Here is a 25,178-nt window from a genome sequence, read left to right as displayed (position 1 = left end):
CTCACGTCTCCTTGTTGGCGGTCGCGGCATCGAGGAAGGCGGGCCGCTCCCCGCCCCCGTGCACCAGCAGGCTTGCGCCGGTGATGTAGGCGGCGGCGTCGGAGGCGAGGAAGACGGCGGCCGCGCCCACGTCGGCGGGTCTCGCCAGCCGGCCCAGCGGCACCGTGCGGGAGACCGCCTGGACGCCCTCCTCGCCGCCGTAGTGCAGATGGGACAGCTCGGTGCGGACCATGCCGACGACGAGGGTGTTGACGCGCACCTCGGGCGCGAACTCCACGGCCATGGAGCGGGCGAGGCTCTCCAGCCCCGCCTTGGCCGCCCCGTAGGCCGCCGAGCCGGGCGAGGGCCGGCCGCCGCTGACACTGCCGATCATCACCACCGACCCTCCGCTGCTCCGCAGTCGCCCGTACGCGGCGAGGGACGCGGTCAGCGGAGCGACGAGGTTCAGCTCGATCACCCGGGCGTGCCGCCGGGCGTCCGCGTCCGTCAGCCGCCGGTAGGGCGTGCCGCCCGCGTTGTTGACGAGGACGTCGACGCGGGCGAGCGCGGCGAAGAAGTCGTGCACGGCATCCGCGTCACGCAGGTCCAGCGGCATGAACTCGGCCCCTTTGAGGGGCATTTCGGGTGGTCTGCGGGCACAGACCACGACCTGGGCGCCGGCCTCCGCGAAGGCCCGCGCGATCCCGGCGCCGACGCCCCGCGTGCCGCCGGTGACGACCGCGACCTTCCCGTCCCACTCCATTCGCCGCTACCCTCCACCTAACAAACGTTTGGTGGAAAGGTAGCTGATGCTTCCATGGGTGTCTCCACCTCGTCCCCGGAAAAGGGGCCGGAAGGTTCGCACGGACCGGAAGACGACGCGATCGCCGTCGTCACGGTCGACTTCCCGCCGGTGAACGCCCTTCCGGTACAGGGCTGGTTCGCCCTGGCCGACGCCGTGCGCACGGCCGGGCGCGACCCGCGGGTCCGGTGCGTGGTGCTCGCCGCCGAGGGGCGGGGTTTCAACGCGGGCGTGGACATCAAGGAGATCCAGGCCCGGGGCGCGAGCGCGCTGGTGGGCGCGAACCGGGGCTGCTTCGAGGCGTTCGCGGCGGTCTACGAGTGCGAGGTGCCGGTGGTGGCGGCCGTGCAGGGGTTCTGCCTGGGCGGCGGCATCGGGCTCGTGGGGAACGCGGACGTTATCGTGGCGAGCGAGGACGCCACCTTCGGGCTGCCCGAGCTGGACCGGGGCGCCCTGGGCGCCGCCACGCACCTGGCCCGGCTGGTCCCGCAGCACCTGATGCGCGCCCTGTACTACACCTCGCGTACGGCGACCGCGGCGGAGCTGCACGCGCACGGCTCGGTGTGGCGGGTGGTGCCGCGCGCCGAACTCCACCACGCCGCACTGGAGTTGGCGCGGGAGATCGCCGCCAAGGACGGGGAGCTGCTGCGGCTGGCGAAGGCCGCCATCAACGGCATCGACCCCGTCGACGTGCGCCGCAGCTACCGCTTCGAGCAGGGCTTCACATACGAGGCGAGCACGGTCGGGGTCGCCGACCGGGTCCGGGACGGGTTCGGCAAGGAGGGCGGCTGAGTGGGCGACAAGACCATGACGGCGGACGAGGCCGTCGCGCGGCTGCGCAGCGGCATGACCCTCGGCATCGGCGGCTGGGGCTCGCGCCGCAAACCGATGGCCCTGGTCAGGGCCTTGCTGCGGACCGACGTCAGGGATCTGACGGTCGTCTCCTACGGCGGCCCCGACGTCGGCATGCTGGCGGCCGCCGGGCGGATCCGGAAGCTGGTCGCCGCCTTCGTCACCCTCGACTCCATCCCCCTCGAACCGCACTACCGCGCGGCCCGCGAGCGCGGCGCGATCGAACTCATGGAGATCGACGAGGCGATGTTCATGTGGGGGCTGCGCGCGGCGGCGAACCGGCTGCCCTTCCTTCCGGTGCGGGCCGGACTCGGTTCGGACGTGATGCGGGTCAACCCCGGCCTGCGCACGGTCACTTCGCCCTACGACGACGGGGAGACGTTCGTGGCGATGCCCGCCCTGCGCCTGGACGCGGCCCTGGTGCACGTCAACCGCGCCGACCGGCTGGGCAACGGGCAGTACCTGGGCCCGGACCCGTACTTCGACGACCTGTTCTGCGAGGCGGCCGACGAGGCGTACGTGTCGTGCGAACGGATCGTCGACACCGCCGAGCTGACCAAGGAGGCGCCGTCGCAGACGCTGCTGATCGGGCGGCATACGGTCACCGGGGTCGTCGAGGCCCCGGGCGGCGCGCACTTCACGTCCTGCGTGCCGGACTACGGCCGGGACGAGGCCGCGCAGAGGGAGTACGCCACCACACCCTGGCCCGAGTACGCCGAGCGCCTGCTCGACCCGCCCGCGAGGGAGGGATCATGACCGTCACCCGCGCCGAGTACTGCGTGATCGCGTGCGCCGAGGCCTGGCGGGGCGAGGGCGAGGTGCTGGCCAGTCCGATGGGCCTGATCCCCGCCCTCGGCGCCCGGCTGGCCCGGCTCACCTTCGCGCCCGACCTGCTGCTGACCGACGGCGAGGCGACGCTGGTCCGCCCCGACGGGACGCCGGAGGGCTGGCTGCCGTACCGGCGGCATCTGGAGTTCGTCACCGGCGGCCGGCGGCACGTGATGATGGGCGCGAGCCAGATCGACCGGTTCGGCAACCAGAACATCTCCTGCATCGGCGACTGGGAGCGGCCGAAGCGGCAGCTGCTCGGGGTGCGGGGAGCGCCGGTCAACACCCTGAACAACCCGACCAGTTACTGGATCCCCCGGCATTCGCGCCGGGTCTTCGTCGAGAAGGTCGACATGGTGTGCGGGGTGGGGTACGACCACGCGGGCGGCGCGCGTTTCCACCGGGTCCCGCGTGTCGTGTCCGACCTGGGCGTCTTCGACTTCGCGACCCCGGACCACTCGATGCGGCTGACCTCCCTGCATCCGGGGGTCACGGTGGAGGAGGTCAGGGAGGCGACCTCGTTCGACCTGGCCGTCCCGGACGACGTACCGCGCACGCGCGAGCCCACCGCGGAGGAACTGCGGCTCGTCCGCGAGGTCCTCGACCCGGCCGGCGCCCGTGCCCGGGAGGTCTCCTAGCCATGGACACGGCGCTGACCCGGCTGGTCGGGGTCCGGCATCCGATCGTGCAGACCGGCATGGGCTGGGTGGCCGGCCCCCGTCTGGTCGCCGCGACGGCCAACGCGGGCGCGCTGGGCATCCTGGCCTCCGCGACCATGACCGTCGACCGGCTGCGGGAGGCGGTACGCGAGGTCCGCTCCCGCACGGACGCGCCGTTCGGGGTGAATCTGCGCGCCGACGCGTCGGACGCGGCCGACCGGGTCCGCGTCATGATCGAGGAGGGCGTCCGGGTCGCCTCCTTCGCGCTCGCGCCCTCCCCCGGACTGATCGCCGAGCTCAAGGAGGCGGGCGTCGTCGTCATCCCCTCCGTCGGTGCCCGGCGGCACGCGGAGAAGGTCGCCGCCTGGGGTGCGGACGCCGTCATCGTGCAGGGCGGCGAGGGCGGCGGGCACACCGGCGAGGTCGCGACGACGGTGCTGCTGCCGCAGGTGGTGGACGCGGTGCGGATACCGGTAGTGGCCGCGGGGGGCTTCTTCGACGGGCGGGGGCTGGTCGCGGCGCTGGCGTACGGGGCGGCGGGGGTCGCGATGGGCACGCGGTTCCTGCTCACCTCCGACTCCACCGTCCCGGACGCGGTGAAGACGCGGTATCTCGCGGCGAGCGTCAAGGACGTCACCGTGACCAGGGCGGTGGACGGGCTGCCGCACCGGATGCTGCGGACGGACCTGGTCGGCGACCTGGAGGACGCCGGGCGCGCGCGGGCGCTGTTCCACGCGGTGCGCCGGGCGTCCGGCTTCCGGAAGCTGTCCCGGCTCACCTGGCGGCAGATGGTGCGCGACGGGCTCGCCCTGAAACACGGCAAGGAGCTGTCCTGGAGTCAGGTGCTGCTCGCCGCGAACACCCCGATGCTGCTGAGGTCGGCGATGGTGGACGGCCGTACCGACCTCGGGGTGATGGCGGCCGGGCAGGTCGCCGGGGTGATCGACGACCTGCCGTCGTGCGCCGAGCTGGTGGAGCGGATCATGAAGGAGGCGGACGGGGTACGGGAGCGGCTCACAGCCGTTCGATGATCGTCACGTTGGCCTGTCCGCCGCCCTCGCACATGGTCTGCAGGCCGAACCGGCCGCCGGTGCGCTCCAGTTCGTGCAGCAGGGTCGTCATCAGCCGGGTGCCGGTCGCGCCGAGGGGGTGGCCGAGGGAGATCGCGCCGCCGTTGACGTTGACCTTGTCCGGGTCGGCGCCGGTCTCCTTCAGCCAGGCCAGGACGACCGGTGCGAAGGCCTCGTTGATCTCGACGAGGTCGATGTCGTCGATGGTCATGCCGGTCTTCTTCAGGGCGTGGGCCGTGGCCGGTATCGGCGCGGAGAGCATGCGGATCGGGTCCTCGCCGCGCACGGAGAGGTGGTGCACGCGGGCGCGTGGCGTGAGTCCGTGCTCGCGCACCGCCCGCTCCGAGGCCAGCAGCATGGCCGCGGCCCCGTCGGAGACCTGGGAGGAGCAGGCGGCGGTGATGGTGCCGCCGTCGAGGACCGGTTTCAGCCCGGCCATCTTCTCCAGCGAGGTGTCCCGGCGCGGCCCCTCGTCGACGGCGGCCTCGCCGCAGGAGACGATCTCCCGCTCGAACCGCCCCTCGTCGATGGCGCGCAGCGCCCGCCGGTGCGAGCGCAGGGCGAACTCCTCCTGGTCGCGCCGGGTGATCCCCCACTTCGCGGCGATCATCTCGGCGCCCACGAACTGGTTGACGGGCTGGTCCCCGTACCGCGCCCGCCAGCCCTCGCTGCCGGCGAAGGGACCCTGCGTCAGTCCGAGGGGTTCCGCGGCCTGCCGGGTGGCGAAGGCGATGGGGATCATCGACATGTTCTGCACCCCGCCCGCGACCACCAGGTCCTGGGTACCGGACAGCACGCCCTGCGCGGCGAAGTGCACGGCCTGCTGCGAGGAGCCGCACTGCCGGTCGACGGTGACGCCCGGCACCTCCTCGGGCAGCCCGGCCGCCAGCCAGCAGGTCCGCGCGATGTCCCCGGCCTGCGGCCCGACCGCGTCCAGACAGCCGAGGACGACGTCCTCGACGGCGGCCGGGTCCACGCCCGCCCGCGTCACCAGTTCCTTGAGCACGTGCGCGCCGAGATCGGCCGGGTGGACCCCGCTCAGCCCACCTCCGCGCCGCCCCACGGGCGTTCGGACCGCTTCGACGATGTAGGCCTCGGCCATGGCGACTCCCCACTGGGTCAGGTGCGTACGGCGATCCCGTCCAGCACCATCGACAGGTACTGCCGGGCGATCTCCTCCGGGCTGTGCTGTCCGCCCGGCCGGTACCAGGACGCGGCCACCCACACGGTGTCGCGCACGAACCGGTAGGTCAGGCGGACGTCCAGGTCGGCCCGGAACACCCGGGCGGCGACTCCGCGTTCCAGCGTGGACAGCCACGCCTTCTCGAACCTGCGCTGCGACTCGGCGAGGAACGCGAACCGCTCCTGCGCCACCAGCTGGCGGCTCTCCTTCTGGTAGATCGCGACCGCGGCGCGATGCCGGTCGATCTCCCGGAACGACTCCGTGACCAGGGCCTCCAGCGTCTCCCGCGGCCCCGACTCGGCTTCGAGCACGGCGTCGTAGCCGGCCCACAGCTCGTCGAGGAAGGTGCGCAGGATCTCCTCCAGCATCGATTCCTTGGAGTCGAAGTGGTAGTAGAGGCTGCCCGCGAGCATGCCCGCGTGGTCGGCGATCTTGCGTACGGTCGTGGCGTTGTAGCCCTGTTCGGCGAACACCTCGGCGGCGGTGACGAGGAGTTCGCGGCGCCGCTCGGGAGCGGCGGTCACCTGGGGCTTCTTCTTGGTCGGCACGGGTACATTCTCGTCCTAGGCGTGCTGGCTGCTGACGGCGACGACCTCGCCGGTCATGTACGAGGAGTAGCCGGACGCCAGGAACACGATCACGTTGGCCACCTCCCAGGGCTCGGCGTACCGCCCGAAGGCCTCGCGCGCGGTCAGCTCCCCGAGCAGCTCGGGCGTCGTCACCTTCACCAGGTGCGGGTGCATGGCGAGGCTCGGCGAGACCGCGTTGACCCGTACCCCGTACTGGGCGGCCTCGATCGCCGCGCACCGGGTCAGCGCCATCACCCCGGCCTTCGCGGCGGCGTAGTGCGCCTGCCCGGCCTGGGCGCGCCAGCCCACGACGGAGGCGTTGTTGACGACGACCCCGCCCGCGCCCTGCTCGCGCAGGATCCGCAAGGCGGCCCGGGTGCACCGGAAGGTGCCGTTCAGGGTCACGTCCAGCACCCTCGACCACTGCTCGTCGGTCATGTCGACGAGGTCCGAGGTGCCGCCCAGACCGGCGTTGTTGACGACGACGTCCAGCCGTCCGTGCCGGCGCACGGCGGTGTCGAACAGCGCCCGCACCTGCGTCTCGTCGGTCACGTCGCACACGGCCGCGTCGACCGCGCGCGCACCGAACTCCCCGGCCAGCTCGGCCTCGTACTCCTTCAGCCGGCGCCCGTGCGCGTCGCTGATCAGCACGCGCGCGCCCTCCTCCAGGAAGCGCCGCGCGGTCGCGCCGCCGATGCCCGCGCCCGCCGCGGCGGTGATGACGGCGGTGCGGCCCGTCAGCAGCCCGTGCCCGGGCACGTAGGCCGGAGTCTCGACCGTTGTCATAGGGCCACGCTAATCTACCAAATGCTTGTTAGGGAAGGAGCGTGACGACCGTGGACCTCACCGCTTCGCCTGCCGACGAGGCCTTCCGCGCCGAGGCCCGGGCCTGGCTCGCGGCCCATGTGCCGCGTGACCCGCTGCCGTCCCTGGAGACGGAGGAGGGCTTCGCGGCCCATCGCGCCTGGGAGGCCGAACTGGCCGCGGACCGCTGGTCGGTCGTCGACTGGCCGGTGGAGTACGGCGGACGGGACGCGGGCCTGATCCGCTGGCTGGCGTTCGAGGAGGAGTACTGGGCCTCGGGCGCGCCCGGTCGGGTCGGCCAGAACGGCGTCAGCCTGCTCGCGCCGACCCTCTTCGACCACGGCACCCCCGAACAGCGGGCCCGGGTGCTGCCGCCGATGGCGACCGGTGAGGTGGTGTGGGCGCAGGCGTGGTCGGAGCCGGAGGCGGGCTCGGACCTGGCCTCCCTCAGGTCCAGGGCCGTGCGGGTGGCCGGCGGCTGGCGCCTGAGCGGCCAGAAGACGTGGTCCTCGCGGGCCGCCTTCGCCGACCGTGCCTTCGGGCTGTTCCGCAGCGACCCGGACACCCCGAAGCCGCACCAGGGCCTGACCTACCTGATGTTCGACCTGCGGGCCCCCGGGGTCACCGTCCGCCCGATCGGACGGCTCGACGGGAGACCGGCCTTCGCGGAGCTGTTCCTGGACCAGGTGTTCGTGCCCGACGAGGACGTGATCGGGGCGCCCGGCGAGGGCTGGCGGATCGCGATGTCGACGGCGGGCAACGAGCGGGGGCTGATGCTGCGCTCCCCCGGACGCTTCCTCGCCGCGGCGCACCGGCTGCACGCGCTCTGGAAGGAGCGGGGCAGCCCGGAGGAGACCCGCGCGCGGGTGGCCGACGCCCTGATCGGCGCCCGCGCCTACCAGCTCTTCACCCACGCGGCGGCCACCCGGTTCCTGGAGGGGGCCTCCCTCGGGGCGGAGTCCAGCATGAACAAGGTGTTCTGGTCCGAGTACGACATCGCACTGCACGAGACGGCACTCGATCTGCTGGGCGAGGAGGGCGAGTTGGCGGACACCGCCTGGTCCGAGGGGTACGTCTTCTCCCTCGCCGGCCCGATCTACGCGGGCACGAACGAGATCCAGCGCGACATCGTCGCCGAACGCCTGCTGGGCCTGCCGAAGGGACGCCGGTGATGCGCTTCCTCCTCGACGCCGAGCAACGCGCGTTCGCCGGGTCCCTGGACGCCATGCTGACGGCCGCGGACACGCCGTCGGTGGTACGGGAGTGGAGCCGGGGCGAGCACGGGAGCGGACACGCGCTGTGGGGCCGGGTCGCCGACGCGGGCGTGTTCGGGCTCGCGGTTCCCGAGGAGTACGGCGGACTCGGCCTGCGGCCCGTCGAACTGGTCGTCGCCTTCGTGGAGTTGGGCCGGCACGCGGTGCCGGGGCCGCTGGTGGAGACCGTCGCGGCCGCGGTGCTGCTCGCCGGCCTGGAGGACACCGGTCCCGCCAAGCGTCTGCTGCCCGCGCTGGCCTCCGGGGAGGCGATGGCGACGGTGGCGTACGAGGGGGCGCACGCCCTGGACGGTGACGTGGCGGACACCCGCCTCGCCCTGGCGTCCGACGGTCTGCGTCTCGCCCCCGGTCACGGCCCGGTCCGCCGCTCCCTCGACCCCGCCCGCCGCCTCACCCCCCTGACGGCGGGCGGCGAACTCCTCACCGACGGTCCTCCGCTCGGCCCGGCCCTCGTGCACGCCCGTCTGGCCACCGCCGCCCAGGCCCTCGGTGTCGGTCTCGCCCTCCTCGACCGGACCGTGGCGTACGTCGGGCAGCGCACCCAGTTCGGCGTCCCCGTCGGCTCCTTCCAGGCCGTCAAGCACCGGCTGGCGGACGCGAAGATCGCGCTGGAGTTCGCGCGCCCCCTGCTGTTCGGGGCCGCGCTCACCCTGGATCCGGCCGATGCCGCCGCCGCCAAGGTCGGCGCGTGCGAGGCGGCGTACGCCACCGCCCGGACGGCCCTCCAGCTGCACGGCGCGATCGGGTACACCGCCGAGTACGACCTGTCCCTGTGGCTGACCAAGGCCCGCGCGCTGCGCACCGCCTGGGGCGGCCCGCGCGAGTGCCGCGAGCTGGTCGTCAGTGGTGGTGGTCGCCGCCGGTGAGCTCCCGGTACTCCTCCCGCGTCGGCTTCTCGACATGCGACCCGGGCCCGAACATGGCGCGGGCCAGCTGGGCCCGGACCCGCTGGGACACGCTCACCGGCCTGCGCACCCCGTTGGCGTCCACGCGCGGCCCGATCTCGTAGGGCGGGTTCTGCTCGTGCTGGGTGAGGGTGAACAGCTCGTCCTGCGGAAGCGGCTCGTGCCCCTCGACGAACTCGCCGTGCGGCAGCCGGGTGATGGTGCCGGTCTCCCTGCCGTGCAGCACCTTGTCCCGGTCCTGGCGCTGCAGGCCCATGCAGACCCGTTTGGTGACGACGAAGGCGACGATCGGCGCCACGAAGAAGGCGACCCGCACGAACCAGGTGATCGCGTTGATGGACAGGTGCAGATGCGTGGCCACGATGTCGTTTCCGCCGCCGATCAGCAGCACCACGTACAGCGCCAGCCAGGCCACGCCCAGCCCGGTGCGCACGGGCGCGTTGCGCGGCCGGTCCAGGATGTGGTGCTCGCGCCGGTCGCCGGTGATCCACGCCTCGACGAAGGGATACAGGCCCAGGACGAGCAGGAGCAGCGGGAAGAGCGAGAAGGGGATGAGGACGCCCAGCACCAGGGTGTGGCCCCAGGCGTTGATCTCCCATCCCGGCATCACCCGGATCAGGCCCTCGGAGAAGCCGAGGTACCAGTCGGGCTGGGCGCCCGTGGTGACGAGGTCCGGGCGGTAGGGCCCGAAGGCCCACACGGGGTTGATGCTCGCGATGCCGCCCATGACCGCCAGCACGCCGAAGACGAGGAAGAAGAAGCCGCCCGCCTTGGCCATGTAGACCGGCAGGAAGGGCATGCCGACCACGCTCTTCTCGTCGCGTCCGGGCCCCGGGTACTGGGTGTGCTTGTGGTAGAAGACCAGGATCAGGTGGGCGACCACGAGTCCCAGCATCAGCCCGGGCAGCAGCAGGACGTGGACCGGGAAGAGCCGCGAGATGATGTCGTGGCCCGGGAACTCGCCGCCGAACAGGAACATCGACAGGTACGTCCCGACGATCGGGATCGACAGGATCGCGCCGTCGGCGAAGCGGATGCCGGTGCCGGAGAGCAGGTCGTCGGGGAGCGAGTAGCCGGTCAGGCCGGTGATGATGCCGAGCATCAGCAGGGTCCAGCCGAACAGCCAGTTGACCTCGCGGGGCTTGCGGAAGGCGCCGGTGAAGAACACCCGCATCATGTGCACCAGCATGCCGGTGACGAAGACCAGCGCCGCCCAGTGGTGGATCTGCCGGATCAGCAGTCCGCCGCGCACGTCGAAGCTGATGTCGAGCGTGGACTCGTACGCCCGGGTCATGCTGACGCCGTTCAGCGGCACGTACGAGCCGTGGTAGACGACCTCGACTCCGCTGGGCTCGAAGAACAGGGTCAGGTAGACACCGGTGAGGATCAGGATGATGAAGCTGTAGAGGCAGACCTCGCCGAGCATGAAGGACCAGTGGTCCGGAAAGACCTTGCGCATGTTGGCCTTGGCCAGCGCGTAGAGACCGAGCCGCCCGTCGGCCCAGTCGGCGACCTTCTCGCCCTTGCTCGCGGGCCCCCGGCCGCCGGAAGCCCTGTCGTTGTCCGCACGTGCGCCGTCCATACGTTCGTCGCCTCCCCGTCGGATCATCCTCAGGGTGGCACGCCCGGCCCCGCCGGGCCAACGGTGCGGTTCAGACCGGCGGCAGGATCCCCAGGTCCCGGGCGGCCACCAGCCACTTCGGGAACTCGGCCACAAGCCGGTCGTACAGCTCCGCGTCCGACACCTTCCGCGGATCCGCCCCCGCGTGGAAGAACCCGGCGTTGTCCACCACCCGCTTGTGCGGCACCGCCAGCTCGTCGAGCTTGCGCAGGAAGTCGAACTGCTTGCTGCCCGGGTCCCCGAAGCCCACGAACTGCCAGAACAGCGGGAGCCGGGCCGCCTTGCACAGATACCGCTCGGCGGCGAGCTTGTTGATCGGGCCGCCGTCGGTCTGGAAGACGACCAGGGCGGGGTGGGTCGAGCCGCTGTCGAGGTAGTGGTCGATGACCGCGTCCATGGCCAGGTGGTAGCTGGTCTTGCCCATGTGCCCGAGTCCGGCCACGATCTCGTCGATCCGGCCCCGGTGGCCGGCGAGCGCGATGTCGGTCTCGGCGTCGACGTCCGTCGAGAAGAAGACGACCGGCACCCGCCCGTCGTCGTCGAGGTGCGCGGACAGGCCGAGCACCCGGTCGGCGAGGGCCTGCACACTGCCGTCCTTGTAGTACGGCTTCATCGACCCCGAGTAGTCGACCACGAGGTACACCGCGGCCCGCAGCCCGCCCAGCCCGTGCTTCTCGAGCGACACCCCGGCGCTCTTGTAGAGGCTGACCAGGGCGGGGGCGGTCTCCTCGACCTTCTTCAGACTGATCGCAACCATGGCCCCTACTCTCCCATCCGTCACATCCGTTCGTTATTTTGTTCGCCGCCGACCCCACCGGCTCACCATCCGTCCCGTTGCGCTTCCGAGGAGCCGGCCGTGGAGTCCGAGTCCGCCGTCACCACCTGCTACCGCCATCCCAAGGTGGAGTCCCACGTCCGCTGCACCCGCTGCGACCGTTACATCTGCCCCGACTGCATGCGGGAGGCGGCCGTCGGCCACCAGTGCCCGGAGTGCGTGCGGGAGGGGGCCCGGTCGGTACGGCAGGCCCGTACGGCGTTCGGCGGCCGCGTCACCTCGGCGCCGACAGTGACGTACGTGCTGATCGCGCTGAACGTGCTGGCGTATCTGGGCGAGATGGTGCGGCCGTCGATCGTGGACCGGTTCGACATGCTGGGCACCGTGCCCGCCGGCTACCTCCCCGAGGGCGTCGCCCACGGCGAGTGGTACCGCCTGCTGACCGGAGCGTTCCTGCATCTGCCGCCCACCGACGGCACGTTCGGGATCCTGCACATCGTGATGAACATGGTGTCGCTGTGGAACATCGGCCGGGTGGTCGAGATGCAGCTCGGCCGGGTCCGCTACCTCGCCCTGTACCTGCTGTCGGCGCTGGGCGGTTCGGTCCTCGTCCTGCTGATCGCGCCGACCACGCCCACGCTGGGCGCGTCCGGCGCGATCTTCGGGCTCGGGGCCGCCTACTACGTCATGGCCCGGCGCCTGGGCGCCGACATGGACGCCGTCAACCGCTTCATGGCGGGCCTGCTGCTGTGGCTGGTGATCTCGGCGTGGCTCACCTCCTGGCAGGGGCACCTCGGCGGTCTGCTGGCGGGCGGCGTGGTGACACTGGCGTACGCCTACGCCCCGCGCGACAGCCGCCGCACCCTCGTCCAGGTCGGTGCCTGCCTCGCCCTGCTGGCGCTGCTGGTGATCCTGGCGATGGCGAAGGTCGCGGAGCTGACGATCTGAGCGTTCGGCTCAGGGCCCCCACTCCTCCCGCAGCACCTCCTCGGCCGGCTTTCCGCGAGGCGTGTAGGCGAGCTTCACCGGTGTCTCGCCGCTGTCCGGCCAGTCGTCCCACATCCACCAGCACACCCCTGCCCACCAGCGCGCACCGGTGAAGGAGTCCAGCAACGCCCGGTAGGCGGCGGCCTGTTCGGCGGGCGCGGGGTCATGGCTGACCGTCCACGAGTACGGGGCGGTCGTGGCTCCGCGCTGGCTGACGTACCCGGCCTCGGTGAACAGGATCCGCCGGTTCTGTGCGTGCGCGTACGCGGCGAGCTCGTCCTTGATCGGTTTCCAGGCGCGGCTCAGGCGTGCCGGGTCGGTGGTCGGTCTGGCGGACAGCGGCCAGTAGGCGTCGACGCCGATGAGGTCGAGGTCCTTCCAGAAGTGGATCCGGCGGTACTCGTCGTAGTTGGCGGCGTAGGTCAGCGGGCCGTCGTAGTGGTCGCGGACGGCCCGGATGACCGACCGCCAGTCGGCGCGGTCACCGGAGACACCGGCGAGTTCGGTGCCCACCGCGAGGCGTTCGGTACCGGTGTCGGCGGCCAGATCGGCGTAGTGGGTGATGAAGCGGCGGTACGAGGTGAACCAGGCGGCGCGGTCGCGGGGCCGGATGTCGGCGCGGTCCTCGTCGCCCGGCAGGTCGACGTGCGGCTTGATCATCACCTTCAGGCCGAGCGCGTGGGCGCGGCGCACGATCCGGCGCAGGCTGCCGTCGCTCGCGGTCTCCTCGGTGGTGTGCAGGGAGTCGTCGGTGTGGTGCTTCTGGTACCAGGTCGGGGTGAAGGTGACCCATTCGGCGCCGGTGGCCCGGATGCCGCGCAGATAGCGGTCGGCGGCCGGGCTGTCGTAGTCGGTGCGGTACCAGGAGGGCAGGGTGATGCCGCGCATGACCGAACTGCCCCTGCCGGAACCGCCGTTGCCCTTGGCGGCCCCGCCGTTCGTCGTGCACCCCGTCGCGGCGAGGAGGACCGCCACCGCGGCTGCGGCGACGGTCCTCCTCTTCGGGGCGTTCGCCCTCACAGGCCGCTCGGGCTGACGAAGGTGTAGCCCAGGGCCTTGATGCCGTCGATGGTGTCCTTCAACGGCTGGAGCGCGTAGTACGGGTGGTAGAAGAAGCTCGCGAACCCGTCCCGGACGGCCAGGTTGGCCTTGGCCGAGGCGACGAGGTCGGCGGGCAGCCGCGCCGGGTGGTTGTTGAAGGCCTCCGGTTCGTAGTTGCCGATGTTCTCGGGCAGCACCTTGGTGCCGTAGACGTCCTTCACCACGTACGGGAAGAACTGGCCGATGAAGGTGTTCGCACCGGCCGAGTTGCCGCTGAGCGTCCCGGAGAAGTACAGCGAACGCTCAAGACGGGCCGAGAAGTTGGAGCTGAACACCTTGTAGTCGGCGGCCGAGCCGGCGTAGTGCGGGGTGGTCCACAGCGTCGGCTTCGGCAGGCCCGCCTTGGTGAACTCGAGGAGCGCGCTGGTCACCCGGGCCTGCGCCCAGAGGGCGGAGTCCTCGGCGACCGGGCCGTCGTAGACGACGTTGTCCGCCGAGTCGACGTGCGCCCGGTAGAACTCGAAGTCGTCGCCCGTGACGCCGTTGTAGGGGTTGGCGACCTTGCCGTACTGGTGCGTGTAGCCGTGGTCCATCAGGACCGCGCCCCTGGCGAGCATGTACTTCAGGGCGCTGACCACCTGCGGGCGCTGCGAGAGCGTGATCGTCTGCGGGACGCCGTTGTTGTAGGTGCCGTTGGGGTCGGTGTAGACGGGGATCACGTTGATGCCGTAGGGGATGTTCTGCGACTTGAGGTAGTCGGCCATCGCCTTCAGCTGTGCCGGGTCCGCCTCGGGGCTGATGTCCTCCAGGCGCACCATCGCGCGGTGCCGCTCGGCGGTGGCCGGCGCGAGGGCGTCGAAGAGGAGGTCCTCGAAGGCGACCACGCGGTCGCTCTCGGAGACGTAGGCGAACGGGATCTCACCGATGTAGGTGAGGTTCGAGGAGCGCACGGCCCATCCGAAGGTGTGGCCGTTGGACGAGTCCAGGCCCTGGGCGAGCGTGGTGACCGCCGGATAGCCGGTACCGGTGAGGACGTTGGGGCGCAGCACACCGCCGTCCTGGCCCGCCGGGATCTTCCGGGTCAGGGCCTGGTTCTTGTACGTCACCTGCGTCACGGTGCCGACCGAGCCGCCGTCCTCGTAGTACGACGTCGTCGGGTCCCAGCCGTACTTCTGCGTGAAGGCGGCCACGCCCGTCGCGTTGGCCATGTTCCAGATGTTGGCGCCCATCCAGATCACCGGCTTGGCGCTCGCGGCCACGTCCGAGTAGAACGCGGCCGGCACGGCGTCCGGGATGCCGCCGCCGTAGTAGGTCGAGCCGATGTAGATCACGGCCGAGTAGGAGTCGATCATGCGGGCGGTGTACTGCTGGACGGGCTTGGCGGTCACGCTGCCGAAGTGACCGGCCAGGTTGGCGGCGGCCATGGCGTACAGCTCGCCCAACTGCCCGTACGGGCCCGCCGTGTCGTAGAGCACGAGGGCGCTCGGGTCTGCGGCCGCGTCCGCGGGCTTCAGCAGCGTCGTCTGCCGGGTCACGGCCTTCGCCGCGCGGACCGGTCCGACGGTGGTCAGCTGGGTGGACAGCGACGGGCCGGCGGCCGCCGGCGCCTTCGGATGCGGCTTGTCGTGCCGCGCCTTGTCGGCCTTGATCTGGGCGCTCGCCCAGCCCTTGAGGTCGACGTGACCGAGCCCGGACCCGGCGCCCACGGCCTCGTGTCCATGGCCGTGCCCCCGGCCCGCGTTCTGCGCCCCCTGGGCCCCCACGGCCAGGAAGGTGCCGCTGACCAGGGCGGCGACGAGCAGCAGAAGCACGGAGAGCTTCGAGCCTCGTCGCCTGCGGCGGTGAATCATTGATCTCACGGTTGTTCCCCCCACTTTGCCGATTCTTGGCAAAGGTTTTTCTTGCAGGAAGCCACTGATTCTCACGGCGGACCGACAAAGGTGTCAATGGGCCGAAGAGTGAATTCCAGCAGTGCCATCAGACCCTACTGGAAGATCGGACATGTCCTTTTTCTGAATAGTGTTCTGACCCGCCCTGGACATCTGCTAGGTTCACTTTCGCGCGATGGGGACGCGCGTTCAAATATGGGGGGACAACGTGTACGGACGACCCGCCCTGGGGGCACTGCTGCCTCTTGCAGGGGCGATGGCCGCGCCGGAAGCCATTCCAGGGCTACCTCTGGCCAAAACACTACAAGCCGCAGCCGGGGCCGGATTTCTGTTCTATTGCCTGACGGCATGTGTGATCCTGCTGGCCCGGATACGACTGCGCCGCCAGGCGCTGAAAGCGCAGCTGGAAGCCTGGAGCAGTCATGATCATTGAACTGCTGCTATGGTCGAGCATCGCTTTGATCGTGGCCGCCGGCTGTTACAACACGAGCCTATTCGTGCTCTCGAGACGCAGAATTCGCCGTTCTCGGATCGACCGGCGAGAGCGCTTCTACATATATCTGCTCGCCTGTCTCAACGAGGAGAAAGTCCTTTCGGAAAGCCTGGCGCGCATCACGTCACTTCCCGGCCGCAATTTCATGGCACTGGTGATCGATGACGGCTCGGACGACCGAACTTCCGAGATAGCCCTGGCCGCCGATCCGGAACTGGTCCGACTGCACCGGCGCAATCCGCCGAACGCGCGCCGCGGTAAAGGCGCCGCGCTCAACGACGGCGTGCGGTACATCAGGGAATCCGGGCTGCTCGACGGCCGCGCTCCCGAGGACGTGATCCTCTGCGTGGTCGACGCCGACGGGCGGCTCGATCCGCACATCATGCAGTCGGTCGACCCGTACTTCGACGACCCGGCGACGGGCGCGGTCCAGGTCTGCGTGCGGATGTACAACCGCCACCTCGGACTGCTCGCCCGCATGCAGGACATGGAGTTCGTCGTCTACGGCGATGTCTTCCAGAGCGCGCGCCGCTTCATCGGCAGCGTGGGCATGGGCGGCAACGGCCAGTTCATGCGGCTCGCCGCGCTGGACACCCTGGACGGCGACGGTCCGTGGAGCGACAGCCTCACCGAGGACCTCGATCTCGGCGTCCGGCTGATCGCCAAGGGCTGGACCAACCAGCACTGCACCACCGCCGCGGTCTCCCAGCAGGCCGTGCTCAGCCTGCGCCGCCTGGTGCGCCAGCGCTCCCGCTGGTTCCAGGGGCATCTGCAGTCGGCCGGGCTCGTCCCGCTCATCCTCAGGGACGTGCCGACCCGGGCCGCGCTGGACCTGCTGTACCACCTCTCCAGCCCGGTGCTGATCCTGCTCACCTCGCTGCTGCCGGTGTCGTTCCTCGTCGCTCTGGGCGCCACCACCGTGGCCTCCGTCCAGGTCGGCCACCCGCTGGTGTCGCCCATGTGGCTGCTGGGCCCGTATCTGCTGTCGTTCACCACCGCCTACGCGTACGGCTTCGTGTACGCCAAGCGTGAGCGGGACCTCGGACTCGTGCGCTCGGTGCTGATCGCCCATGTCTTCGTCCTCTACGGCTACATCTGGTTCGCGGCGGGCTGGTGGGGCTTCTGGCGGATGCTCACCGGCCAGCGGGGCTGGCTGAAGACGGCCCGTACCTGAACCGCGGCCGTACCCACGCACCTTGAGGCCGCGTAACGAACGCGGCCGCACCCGAGGACGTTCAGGCCGCGCCGGCACCCGCGCGGGTCCTCATCTCTCATCACGCACCACCTCTCATCACGCGGTCCACCGCTGCGACCGCGCACGCCCAAGGGGGGCACCCATGTCCACTCACCCGTCAGCCGTGCCCGTACGCGCCATGCTCGTGCTCGGCACCCGGCCGGAAGCGATCAAACTGGCGCCCGTGGCGCGGGCGATGGCCGCGAGCCCGCAGTTCGAGCCGATCGTCGTCACCACCGGCCAGCACCGCGAGATGCTCCACCAGATGCTCGGCATGCTGCGCGTCGACGCCCGCATCGCGCTCGACGTCATGCGCAGCCGCCAGCAGCTGTCCGACCTGACCGCCCGGCTCGTGCGGGAGCTCGGCGAGGTCATGCGGGAACACCGGCCGGACCTGGTCGTCGTGCAGGGGGACACCACGACCGCGCTCGCGGGGGCGCTGGCCGCCTTCTACGAGAAGATCCCGGTCGCCCACGTGGAGGCCGGGCTGCGCACCGGCGTCCTGGACAACCCGTTCCCGGAGGAGCTCAACCGCTGCCTGATCAGCCGGATGACCCGCTGGCACTTCGCGCCGACCCCGGCCGCCGCCCGGCACCTGACGGACGAAGGGGTCGCGCCGGAGCAGGTGTTCACCACCGGCAACACGGTCATCGACAACCTGCTGTGGGTGCTGGCCGAGGGCAACGGCACCTCGGCGTTCCGCACCGGCGCCAAACGCGTCCTGGTCACCCTGCACCGCCGGGAGAACCAGGGCGAGCGGATGCGCGGCATGGGCAGGGCGCTGACCCGGCTCGCGGCGCGCGGGGACGTCGAGATCGTGCTGCCGCTGCACAAGAGCCCGGCCGTGCGCGACGCCCTGCTGCCCGAGCTCGAGGGGCACGCCGGCATCCGGCTCGTCGAGCCCCTCGGCTACCTGGACTTCGCCGCCACGCTCGCCGAGTGCGACCTGGTCCTCACCGACTCCGGCGGCATCCAGGAGGAGGCCCCGAGCCTGAGCAAGCCGGCGCTGGTGCTGCGGACGACCACCGAGCGGCCCGAGGCGGTGGAGGCGGGCGCGGCCCGGCTGATCGGCACCGACCCGGAGGCCGTCGTCGGCAACGCCGTCCAGCTCCTCGACGACCCGGCCGAGTACCGGAAGATGGCGAGCGCGGGCAACCCCTTCGGCGACGGCCGGGCCGCCGCCCGCATCCTGGCGCAGCTGGCCGAGGACTTCGCGGCCGATGTCCCCGTCGGGCTCACGGCGTCCGGGCCATACTCGACGGCATGACGCGCAGGGGCCGTACCGTCACCAGGCTGGCACTGGCTCTCGGGCTGGCCGCGGTCGTCGCGATCACCGTGAGCCGGTGCCAGGGCGACGGCTCCCCGCCGCCGAGGCCGTGGGTCGACGGCACGACCCACGGCCGCTGGCTGTCGGTCTTCAACGGCATGGGCCGGAACGTCGGTGACGACTCGTCACTGTCCCTCTCCCCCATGACCGCCGAGGACCCGGGGACCACGCACGCCGGCCTGGTGGTGACCACCGCCTCCTACACGGACGTGACGTACGAGGCACGGATGCGGACGGTGAAGCAGCTGCGCTCCCCCAGGCCGAACCCGTGGGAAGTGCCGTGGCTGGTCTGGGCGTACACCGACCCGGAGCACTTCTACTACATCACCCTCAAGCCGAACGGCTGGGAGCTCGGCAAGCGGGACCCCGCGTATCCGGGCGGCCAGCGGTTCCTCGCCACGGGCCGGACGCCGTATCCGGTCGGCCGGTGGTACGACGTGACGGTCGAGCAGCGGGCCGCGGTGCTGTCGGTGTCGGTGGGCGGCAAGCCACTGGTGACGTTCACGGACACCGAACGGCCCTACAACCGGGGCAGGGTGGGGGCGTACACCGAGGACGCCACCGTGAAGTTCGATGGCCTGAAGGCGAGTTCGGGCTGAGAAAAGGCGACGGCGCCTGCCCTGAGTCCGGTCGGGGACTGGGCAAGCGCCGTCAGTGTTCCGCACGCCTTTGTGCGGGACGTTCTTGTGACGGACCGTCAGACCATCAGGGCGCGGTCCGTCGGGCGGATCGGGGCCGGCAGGTCGCTGGCACCGGTCAGGAAGCGGTCACAGCCGCGGGCGGCGGAGCGGCCCTCGGCGATCGCCCACACGATGAGCGACTGGCCGCGGCCGGCGTCACCGGCGACGAAGACGCCCGGCACGTTGGTCTGGAAGTCGGCGTCGCGGGCGATGTTGCCGCGCTCGTCGAGCTCCAGGCCGAACTGCTCGACCAGGCCGTTCTCCCGGTCGGTGCCGGTGAAGCCCATGGCCAGCGTCACCAGCTGGGCCGGGATCTTGCGCTCGGTGCCCGGCTTCGGGGTCAGCCTGCCCTCGATGAACTCCACCTCGGAGAGGTGCAGCCACTGGACGTTGCCGTCCTCGTCGCCCTCGAAGTGGGTCGTGGAGACGGAGTAGACCCGCTCGCCGCCCTCCTCGTGCGCGGACGTCACCTTGTACAGCATCGGGAACGTGGGCCACGGCTGGGTGACGTTGTTCCGCTCCTCGCCCGGGCGGGGCATGATCTCCAGCTGGGTGACGGAGGCCGCGCCCTGGCGGTGGGCGGTGCCCACGCAGTCGGCGCCGGTGTCGCCACCGCCGATGACCACGACGTGCTTGCCCTCGGCCGAGATCGGGGAGGTGACGTAGTCGCCCTCCTGGACCTTGTTGGCCAGCGGCAGGTACTCCATCGCCTGGTAGATGCCCTTCAACTCCCGCCCGGGGACGGGGAGATCACGGGCGGTGGTGGCACCGGCGGCGATGACGACCGCGTCGTACCGCTTCTTCAGATCGGTCGCCTTGAGGTCGCGGCCGATCTCGACGCCGGTACGGAAGCGGGTGCCCTCCGCGCGCATCTGCTCGATACGGCGGTTGATGTGCCGCTTCTCCATCTTGAACTCGGGGATGCCGTAGCGCAGCAGACCGCCGATGCGGTCGGCCCGCTCGTACACGGCGACCGTGTGGCCCGCCCGGGTCAGCTGCTGGGCGGCGGCCAGGCCGGCCGGGCCCGAGCCGATGACGGCGACGGTCTTGCCCGACAGGCGCTCGGGGATCTGCGCGGCGACGGTGCCGGCGTCCCACGCCTTGTCGATGATCGAGACCTCGACGTTCTTGATGGTGACAGCCGGCTGGTTGATGCCGAGCACGCACGCCGACTCGCACGGAGCCGGGCACAGACGGCCCGTGAACTCCGGGAAGTTGTTCGTGGCGTGCAGGCGCTCGGAGGCCGCCGTCCAGTCCTCGCGGTAGGCGTAGTCGTTCCACTCGGGGATCAGGTTCCCCAGCGGACAGCCGTTGTGGCAGAACGGGATGCCGCAGTCCATGCACCGGCCGGCCTGCTTGCTGATGATCGGCAGCAGGGAGCCGGGGACGTAGACCTCGTTCCAGTCCTTGACGCGCTCCTCGACGGGACGGGACTTGGCGACCTCGCGGCCGTGGTTCAGAAAGCCCTTCGGGTCAGCCATTGATCGCCGCCTCCATCATCTTCTCGGTGATCTCGGACTCGGAGAGTCCCGCCTGCTCGGCGGCGTCCTTGGCGGCGAGCACTGCCTTGTACGTGCTGGGGATGATCTTGCTGAAGCGGTCCACGGCGGTGTCCCACTCGGCCAGCAGCTTCTCGGCGACCGTGGAGCCGGTCTCCTCCTGGTGCCGGCGCACGACGTCGTGCAGCCACTGCTTGTCGGTGTCGTCCAGCGCCTCGACGGCGTCGACGTTGCCGACGTTGACGTTGTCGCGGTCGAGGTCGATCACGTAGGCGATGCCGCCGGACATGCCGGCCGCGAAGTTCCGGCCCGTCGGGCCGAGCACGACCGCGTGACCGCCGGTCATGTACTCGCAGCCGTGGTCGCCCACGCCCTCGGAGACCACCAGCGCACCGGAGTTGCGGACACAGAACCGCTCACCGGTACGACCGCGCAGGAACAGCTCGCCGCCGGTCGCGCCGTAGGCGATGGTGTTGCCCGCGATCGTCGAGTACTCGGCGAGGTGATCGGCGGCCCGGTCGGGGCGCACGATCACGCGGCCGCCGGAGAGGCCCTTGCCGACGTAGTCGTTGGCGTCGCCCTCCAGACGCAGCGTGACACCGCGCGGGAGGAAGGCGCCGAAGGACTGGCCCGCGGAACCGGTGAAGGTGATGTCGATGGTGTCGTCGGGCAGGCCCGCGCCACCGAACTTCTTCGTCACCTCGTGGCCGAGCATGGTGCCGACCGTGCGGTTGATGTTGCGGATCGCGACCTGGGCGCGCACCGGCTGGGCGTCGGTCGCGGAGTCCGCGGCCAGCGCGTCGGCGGCGAGCCTGATCAGCTCGTTGTCGAGCGCCTTCGCCAGACCGTGGTCCTGCTCGATCAGCTGGTGGCGCACCCCGCCCTCGGGCAGCTCGGGCACGTGGAACAGCGGCTCCAGGTCCAGGCCCTGCGCCTTCCAGTGGTTCACCGCGCGGGTCACGTCGAGCGCCTCGGCGTGGCCGACGGCCTCCTCGATGGTGCGGAAGCCGAGCTCGGCGAGGATCTCGCGGACCTCCTGGGCGATGTACTGGAAGAAGTTGACGACGTACTCGGCCTTGCCGGAGAAGCGGTCGCGCAGGACCGGGTTCTGGGTGGCGATGCCGACCGGGCAGGTGTCCAGGTGGCAGACGCGCATCATGACGCAGCCGGAGACGACGAGCGGCGCGGTCGCGAAACCGAACTCCTCGGCACCCAGCAGCGCGGCGATGACGACGTCACGGCCGGTCTTGAGCTGGCCGTCCGTCTGGACCACGATCCGGTCGCGCAGGCCGTTGAGCAGCAGGGTCTGCTGGGTCTCGGCGAGACCGAGCTCCCAGGGGCCGCCCGCGTGCTTGAGCGAGGTCAGCGGGGAGGCGCCCGTGCCGCCGTCGTGGCCGGAGATCAGCACGACGTCCGCGTGGGCCTTGGAGACACCCGCGGCGACCGTGCCGACGCCGACCTCGGAGACCAGCTTGACGTGAATCCGCGCCTGCGGGTTCGCGTTCTTCAGGTCGTGGATCAGCTGGGCCAGGTCCTCGATGGAGTAGATGTCGTGGTGCGGCGGCGGGGAGATCAGGCCCACGCCCGGCGTCGAGTGACGCGTCTTGGCGACCCACGGGTAGACCTTGTGGCCGGGCAGCTGGCCGCCCTCGCCGGGCTTGGCGCCCTGCGCCATCTTGATCTGGATGTCGTCCGCGTTGACCAGGTACTCGCTGGTGACGCCGAAGCGGCCGGAGGCGACCTGCTTGATGGCGGACCGGCGGGCCGGGTCGTACAGGCGGTCCGCGTCCTCGCCGCCCTCACCGGTGTTGGACTTGCCGCCCAGCTGGTTCATGGCGATGGCGAGGGTCTCGTGCGCCTCGCGCGAGATGGAGCCGTAGGACATGGCGCCGGTCGAGAACCGCTTGACGATCTCGGAGACCGGCTCGACCTCGTCGATGGAGATCGGCTGCCGGTCCGACTTGAAGCCGAACAGGCCGCGCAGCGTCATCAGGCGCTCGGACTGCTCGTTCACCCGCTCGGTGTACTTCTTGAAGATGTCGTAGCGGCCGGAGCGCGTGGAGTGCTGGAGGCGGAAGACCGTCTCCGGGTCGAACAGGTGCGGCTCGCCCTCGCGGCGCCACTGGTACTCGCCGCCGATGTCGAGGGCGCGGTGCGCGGGGGCGATGCCGGAGGCCGGGTAGGCCTTGGCGTGGCGGGCGGCGACCTCCTTGGCGATGACGTCGATGCCGACGCCGCCGATCTTGGTGGCCGTGCCGTTGAAGTACTTCTCGACGAAGGCGTCCTCGAGACCGACGGCCTCGAAGACCTGGGCGCCGCGGTAGGAGGCGACGGTCGAGATGCCCATCTTGGACATGACCTTCAGTACGCCCTTGCCGAGGGCGTAGATCAGGTTGCGGATGGCCTGCTCGGCCTCGATGTCCGACAGGAAGGTGCCGGCGCGGACCAGGTCCTCGACCGACTCCATCGCCAGGTAGGGGTTCACGGCCGCGGCGCCGTAGCCGATGAGCAGGGCCACGTGGTGGACCTCGCGGACGTCGCCGGCCTCGACCAGCAGGCCCACGTGGGTGCGCTGCTTGGTGCGGATGAGGTGGTGGTGGACGGCCGCGGTCAGCAGCAGCGAGGGGATCGGCGCGTGCTCGGCGTCGGAGTGGCGGTCCGACAGCACGATCAGGCGGGCGCCGTTGTCTATGGCCGCGTCGGCCTCGGCGCAGATCTCCTCGATGCGGGCGGCGAGGGCGTCGCCGCCGCCGGAGACCCGGTACAGGCCGGAGAGCGTCGCGGCCTTGAAGCCGGGCATGTCGCCGTCGGCGTTGATGTGGATGAGCTTGGCCAGCTCGTCGTTGTCGATCACCGGGAAGGGCAGGGTGACCGAGCGACAGGAGGCGGCCGTCGGGTCGAGCAGGTTGCCCTGCGGGCCCAGGGAGGAGCGCAGCGAGGTGACGAGCTCCTCGCGGATCGCGTCCAGCGGCGGGTTGGTGACCTGCGCGAACAGCTGGGTGAAGTAGTCGAAGAGCAGGCGCGGGCGCGAGGACAGCGCGGCGATCGGGGAGTCCGTGCCCATCGAACCGATGGGCTCGGCACCGGCCTTGGCCATCGGCGCCAGGATGACGCGCAGCTCTTCCTCGGTGTAGCCGAAGGTCTGCTGGCGGCGGGTGACCGAGGCGTGCGTGTGCACGATGTGCTCGCGCTCGGGCAGGTCGGAGAGTTCGATCTCCCCGGCCTCGAGCCACTCGGCGTACGGGTGCTCGGCGGCGAGGCCGGCCTTGATCTCGTCGTCCTCGATGATGCGGTGCTCGGCGGTGTCGACGAGGAACATGCGGCCGGGCTGCAGGCGGCCCTTGCGGACGACCTTGGCCGGGTCGATGTCGAGGACGCCGACCTCGGAGCCGAGGACGACGAGGCCGTCGTCGGTGACCCAGTAGCGGCCGGGGCGCAGGCCGTTGCGGTCGAGGACCGCGCCGACCTGGGTGCCGTCGGTGAAGGTGACGCAGGCCGGGCCGTCCCAGGGCTCCATCATCGTGGAGTGGAACTGGTAGAAGGCACGCCGGGTCGGGTCCATGGAGTCGTGGTTCTCCCACGCCTCCGGGATCATCATCAGCACGGAGTGCGGCAGCGAACGACCGCCCAGGTGCAGGAGTTCGAGCACCTCGTCGAAGGTCGCGGAGTCGGAGGCGTCCGGCGTGCAGATCGGGAAGACGCGCTCCAGGCCCTTGTCGCCGAACAGGTCGGAGACGAGCTGGGACTCGCGGGCGCGCATCCAGTTGCGGTTGCCCTGGACGGTGTTGATCTCACCGTTGTGCGCGACGAAGCGGTAGGGGTGCGCGAGCGGCCACGACGGGAAGGTGTTCGTGGAGAAGCGCGAGTGGACCAGGGCGATGGCCGAGGCGAAACGGCGGTCGGACAGGTCCGGGAAGAAGGGCTCCAGCTGGCCGGTGGTCAGCATGCCCTTGTAGACGATGGTGCGGGCCGACAGCGACGGGAAGTAGACGCCGACCTCGCGCTCGGCGCGCTTGCGCAGCGCGAACGCCTTGCGGTCGAGGGTGATGCCCTGCGACGCGCCGTCCGTGACGAAGATCTGCCGGAAGGCGGGCATCGTCGAACGGGCGGTGGCACCGAGCAGTTCGGGGGCGACCGGGACCTCGCGCCAGCCGAGCACGGTGAGGCCCTCGTCGGCGGCGATCGTCTCGATCTGTGAGACGGCCTCGGCGAGCCCGTCCTCGGGCAGGAAGGCGATGCCGACGGCGTAGCCGCCCGCCGCGGGCAGTTCGAATCCGGCCACCTCGCGGAAGAAGGCGTCGGGCACCTGGGAGAGGATGCCGGCGCCGTCGCCGGAGTCCGGCTCCGAGCCGGTGGCACCGCGGTGCTCCAGGTTGCGCAGGACGGTCAGGGCCTGTTCGACCAGGTTGTGGGACGCCTCGCCGGTGAGGGTGGCCACGAAGCCGACGCCGCACGCGTCGCGCTCGAAGCGGGGGTCGTACATACCCTGCGCAGCAGGGCGAGCATCCATGAAGGACCAGTTCTGGCCATTCGCGGAATGCTGGGACGGCTGGCGCGGCGTACGCATCGGCTCTCCCGTCGTCGTCTCAAGTGGCATGCAGATTGCCGAGGGACGACGTTGGCCCTCTGCGGAGTGCAAAATTTCGTGCAGGTTACATGATGGAGCGGTTCTCGGGAACCGGGATAGACCGTTCCAACATGCGGACA

22 protein-coding genes are annotated in these 25,178 nt (G+C 70.9%); 12 read left to right on the top strand and 10 right to left on the bottom strand.

The annotated features are described in order from the left end of the window. Position 1 precedes the first annotated feature (1 nt). Entirely contained in the window at positions 2-742 is a 741-nt protein-coding gene (locus ACIGDI_RS35715; RefSeq protein ID WP_399905679.1) for an SDR family oxidoreductase, read from the bottom strand. Positions 743-796: 54 nt separating this feature from the next. Here ACIGDI_RS35715 and ACIGDI_RS35710 point away from each other — a divergent pair, with 54 nt between their 5' ends. Genes ACIGDI_RS35710 through ACIGDI_RS35695 form a run of 4 tightly spaced genes read left to right on the top strand, consistent with a single transcriptional unit; the run spans position 797 to position 4,151 of the window. After that, entirely contained in the window at positions 797-1,573 is a 777-nt protein-coding gene (locus ACIGDI_RS35710) for an enoyl-CoA hydratase family protein (RefSeq protein WP_399905677.1), read from the top strand. After that, complete coding sequence (locus tag ACIGDI_RS35705) at positions 1,574-2,389, top strand: CoA transferase subunit A (RefSeq protein ID WP_399905676.1); 816 nt, start codon at positions 1,574-1,576, stop codon at positions 2,387-2,389. Next, on the top strand, positions 2,386-3,099 hold the full coding sequence (locus ACIGDI_RS35700) for a CoA-transferase subunit beta (RefSeq protein WP_399905673.1): 714 nt from the start codon (positions 2,386-2,388) through the stop codon (positions 3,097-3,099). The genes ACIGDI_RS35705 and ACIGDI_RS35700 overlap by 4 nt, the downstream gene beginning before the upstream one ends. A 2-nt stretch (positions 3,100-3,101) precedes the next feature. Continuing rightward, a complete protein-coding gene (locus tag ACIGDI_RS35695) occupies positions 3,102-4,151 on the top strand; it encodes an NAD(P)H-dependent flavin oxidoreductase (RefSeq protein ID WP_399905670.1) in 1,050 nt (349 codons plus the stop codon). Here the strand turns inward: ACIGDI_RS35695 and ACIGDI_RS35690 are convergent. Genes ACIGDI_RS35690 through ACIGDI_RS35680 form a run of 3 tightly spaced genes read right to left on the bottom strand, consistent with a single transcriptional unit; the run spans position 4,135 to position 6,728 of the window. Then, positions 4,135-5,292 (bottom strand): acetyl-CoA C-acetyltransferase, encoded by a 1,158-nt coding sequence (locus ACIGDI_RS35690; RefSeq protein ID WP_399905667.1) that lies wholly within the window; start codon positions 5,290-5,292, stop codon positions 4,135-4,137. The genes ACIGDI_RS35695 and ACIGDI_RS35690 overlap by 17 nt on opposite strands. 17 nt (positions 5,293-5,309) lie before the next feature. After that, positions 5,310-5,921, bottom strand: coding sequence for a TetR/AcrR family transcriptional regulator (locus tag ACIGDI_RS35685; RefSeq protein ID WP_200703112.1), 612 nt, complete (start codon positions 5,919-5,921; stop codon positions 5,310-5,312). 15 nt (positions 5,922-5,936) lie between these two features. After that, on the bottom strand, positions 5,937-6,728 hold the full coding sequence (locus ACIGDI_RS35680; RefSeq protein ID WP_399905664.1) for an SDR family oxidoreductase: 792 nt from the start codon (positions 6,726-6,728) through the stop codon (positions 5,937-5,939). Positions 6,729-6,778: 50 nt separating this feature from the next. On the opposite strand from ACIGDI_RS35680, the gene ACIGDI_RS35675 reads away from it, so the two are divergent. Then, entirely contained in the window at positions 6,779-7,918 is a 1,140-nt protein-coding gene (locus ACIGDI_RS35675; protein ID WP_399905944.1) for an acyl-CoA dehydrogenase family protein, read from the top strand. Continuing rightward, positions 7,918-8,886 carry an acyl-CoA dehydrogenase family protein gene (locus ACIGDI_RS35670; RefSeq protein WP_399905661.1) on the top strand — a complete coding sequence of 323 codons (969 nt, stop codon included), beginning with the start codon at positions 7,918-7,920 and terminating at the stop codon, positions 8,884-8,886. Before ACIGDI_RS35675 ends, ACIGDI_RS35670 begins: the two co-directional genes overlap by 1 nt. Here ACIGDI_RS35670 and ACIGDI_RS35665 read toward each other — a convergent pair. Together ACIGDI_RS35665 and ACIGDI_RS35660 are read right to left on the bottom strand one after the other, a co-directional pair. Next, a complete protein-coding gene (locus tag ACIGDI_RS35665; protein WP_399905658.1) occupies positions 8,861-10,507 on the bottom strand; it encodes a cytochrome bc complex cytochrome b subunit in 1,647 nt (548 codons plus the stop codon). The genes ACIGDI_RS35670 and ACIGDI_RS35665 overlap by 26 nt on opposite strands. A 70-nt stretch (positions 10,508-10,577) precedes the next feature. Then, a complete protein-coding gene (locus tag ACIGDI_RS35660; protein WP_272175630.1) occupies positions 10,578-11,303 on the bottom strand; it encodes a VWA domain-containing protein in 726 nt (241 codons plus the stop codon). 99 nt (positions 11,304-11,402) lie between these two features. On the opposite strand from ACIGDI_RS35660, the gene ACIGDI_RS35655 reads away from it, so the two are divergent. Next, the gene (locus ACIGDI_RS35655; protein ID WP_399905655.1) at positions 11,403-12,269 is read left to right on the top strand and encodes a rhomboid family intramembrane serine protease; all 867 of its coding nucleotides are present in this window, start codon (positions 11,403-11,405) and stop codon (positions 12,267-12,269) included. A 9-nt stretch (positions 12,270-12,278) separates the two neighbouring features. Here the strand turns inward: ACIGDI_RS35655 and ACIGDI_RS35650 are convergent, their stop codons facing one another. Beyond that, complete coding sequence (locus ACIGDI_RS35650) at positions 12,279-13,196, bottom strand: glycoside hydrolase family 113 (RefSeq protein WP_399905652.1); 918 nt, start codon at positions 13,194-13,196, stop codon at positions 12,279-12,281. On the opposite strand from ACIGDI_RS35650, the gene ACIGDI_RS35645 reads away from it, so the two are divergent. Continuing rightward, on the top strand, positions 13,195-13,344 hold the full coding sequence (locus ACIGDI_RS35645; protein ID WP_234491423.1) for a hypothetical protein: 150 nt from the start codon (positions 13,195-13,197) through the stop codon (positions 13,342-13,344). The genes ACIGDI_RS35650 and ACIGDI_RS35645 overlap by 2 nt on opposite strands. Here ACIGDI_RS35645 and ACIGDI_RS35640 read toward each other — a convergent pair. After that, positions 13,325-15,199 (bottom strand): DUF2334 domain-containing protein, encoded by a 1,875-nt coding sequence (locus ACIGDI_RS35640; protein ID WP_399905941.1) that lies wholly within the window; start codon positions 15,197-15,199, stop codon positions 13,325-13,327. The genes ACIGDI_RS35645 and ACIGDI_RS35640 overlap by 20 nt on opposite strands. Before the next feature lie 295 nt (positions 15,200-15,494). Between ACIGDI_RS35640 and ACIGDI_RS35635 the strand changes: the two genes are divergently transcribed. From ACIGDI_RS35635 to ACIGDI_RS35620, 4 genes are all read left to right on the top strand, one after another. Beyond that, positions 15,495-15,671 (top strand): hypothetical protein, encoded by a 177-nt coding sequence (locus tag ACIGDI_RS35635; RefSeq protein WP_399905650.1) that lies wholly within the window; start codon positions 15,495-15,497, stop codon positions 15,669-15,671. Continuing rightward, positions 15,661-16,905, top strand: coding sequence for a glycosyltransferase (locus ACIGDI_RS35630; RefSeq protein WP_399905647.1), 1,245 nt, complete (start codon positions 15,661-15,663; stop codon positions 16,903-16,905). Before ACIGDI_RS35635 ends, ACIGDI_RS35630 begins: the two co-directional genes overlap by 11 nt. A 163-nt stretch (positions 16,906-17,068) precedes the next feature. Next, positions 17,069-18,232 carry a non-hydrolyzing UDP-N-acetylglucosamine 2-epimerase gene (wecB, locus tag ACIGDI_RS35625; protein ID WP_399905644.1) on the top strand — a complete coding sequence of 388 codons (1,164 nt, stop codon included), beginning with the start codon at positions 17,069-17,071 and terminating at the stop codon, positions 18,230-18,232. After that, complete coding sequence (locus ACIGDI_RS35620) at positions 18,229-18,891, top strand: calcium-binding protein (protein WP_399905641.1); 663 nt, start codon at positions 18,229-18,231, stop codon at positions 18,889-18,891. Before wecB ends, ACIGDI_RS35620 begins: the two co-directional genes overlap by 4 nt. Before the next feature lie 98 nt (positions 18,892-18,989). Here ACIGDI_RS35620 and ACIGDI_RS35615 read toward each other — a convergent pair whose 3' ends face one another. Continuing rightward, a complete protein-coding gene (locus tag ACIGDI_RS35615; protein WP_272175634.1) occupies positions 18,990-20,453 on the bottom strand; it encodes a glutamate synthase subunit beta in 1,464 nt (487 codons plus the stop codon). Continuing rightward, entirely contained in the window at positions 20,446-25,038 is a 4,593-nt protein-coding gene (gene gltB / locus ACIGDI_RS35610; protein ID WP_399905638.1) for a glutamate synthase large subunit, read from the bottom strand. Before gltB ends, ACIGDI_RS35615 begins: the two co-directional genes overlap by 8 nt. Positions 25,039-25,178: the final 140 nt, after the last annotated feature.

Source organism: Streptomyces sp. NPDC085900 (assembly GCF_044540925.1).
In the GTDB taxonomy this organism is placed as follows: Bacteria; Actinomycetota; Actinomycetes; order Streptomycetales; family Streptomycetaceae; genus Streptomyces; species Streptomyces gilvifuscus.
The sequence above is the reverse complement of the archived record's forward strand: the minus strand, read 5'-3'. Positions and strand labels throughout refer to the sequence as shown.

What these genes read in the sequence shown, in the direction of transcription:
- ACIGDI_RS35715 (WP_399905679.1), bottom strand. Translation starts at nt 742, where the DNA reads ATGGAGTGGGACGGGAAGGTCGCGGTCGTCACCGGCGGCACGCGGGGC.
- ACIGDI_RS35710 (WP_399905677.1), top strand. Translation starts at nt 797, where the DNA reads ATGGGTGTCTCCACCTCGTCCCCGGAAAAGGGGCCGGAAGGTTCGCAC.
- ACIGDI_RS35700 (WP_399905673.1), top strand. Translation starts at nt 2,386, where the DNA reads ATGACCGTCACCCGCGCCGAGTACTGCGTGATCGCGTGCGCCGAGGCC.
- ACIGDI_RS35695 (WP_399905670.1), top strand. Translation starts at nt 3,102, where the DNA reads ATGGACACGGCGCTGACCCGGCTGGTCGGGGTCCGGCATCCGATCGTG.
- ACIGDI_RS35690 (WP_399905667.1), bottom strand. Translation starts at nt 5,292, where the DNA reads ATGGCCGAGGCCTACATCGTCGAAGCGGTCCGAACGCCCGTGGGGCGG.
- ACIGDI_RS35680 (WP_399905664.1), bottom strand. Translation starts at nt 6,728, where the DNA reads ATGACAACGGTCGAGACTCCGGCCTACGTGCCCGGGCACGGGCTGCTG.
- ACIGDI_RS35670 (WP_399905661.1), top strand. Translation starts at nt 7,918, where the DNA reads ATGCGCTTCCTCCTCGACGCCGAGCAACGCGCGTTCGCCGGGTCCCTG.
- ACIGDI_RS35665 (WP_399905658.1), bottom strand. Translation starts at nt 10,507, where the DNA reads ATGGACGGCGCACGTGCGGACAACGACAGGGCTTCCGGCGGCCGGGGG.
- ACIGDI_RS35660 (WP_272175630.1), bottom strand. Translation starts at nt 11,303, where the DNA reads ATGGTTGCGATCAGTCTGAAGAAGGTCGAGGAGACCGCCCCCGCCCTG.
- ACIGDI_RS35645 (WP_234491423.1), top strand. Translation starts at nt 13,195, where the DNA reads ATGACCGAACTGCCCCTGCCGGAACCGCCGTTGCCCTTGGCGGCCCCG.
- ACIGDI_RS35650 (WP_399905652.1), bottom strand. Translation starts at nt 13,196, where the DNA reads ATGCGCGGCATCACCCTGCCCTCCTGGTACCGCACCGACTACGACAGC.
- ACIGDI_RS35640 (WP_399905941.1), bottom strand. Translation starts at nt 15,199, where the DNA reads ATGATTCACCGCCGCAGGCGACGAGGCTCGAAGCTCTCCGTGCTTCTG.
- ACIGDI_RS35635 (WP_399905650.1), top strand. Translation starts at nt 15,495, where the DNA reads ATGGCCGCGCCGGAAGCCATTCCAGGGCTACCTCTGGCCAAAACACTA.
- ACIGDI_RS35630 (WP_399905647.1), top strand. Translation starts at nt 15,661, where the DNA reads ATGATCATTGAACTGCTGCTATGGTCGAGCATCGCTTTGATCGTGGCC.
- wecB (WP_399905644.1), top strand. Translation starts at nt 17,069, where the DNA reads ATGTCCACTCACCCGTCAGCCGTGCCCGTACGCGCCATGCTCGTGCTC.
- ACIGDI_RS35620 (WP_399905641.1), top strand. Translation starts at nt 18,229, where the DNA reads ATGACGCGCAGGGGCCGTACCGTCACCAGGCTGGCACTGGCTCTCGGG.
- ACIGDI_RS35615 (WP_272175634.1), bottom strand. Translation starts at nt 20,453, where the DNA reads ATGGCTGACCCGAAGGGCTTTCTGAACCACGGCCGCGAGGTCGCCAAG.
- gltB (WP_399905638.1), bottom strand. Translation starts at nt 25,038, where the DNA reads ATGCGTACGCCGCGCCAGCCGTCCCAGCATTCCGCGAATGGCCAGAAC.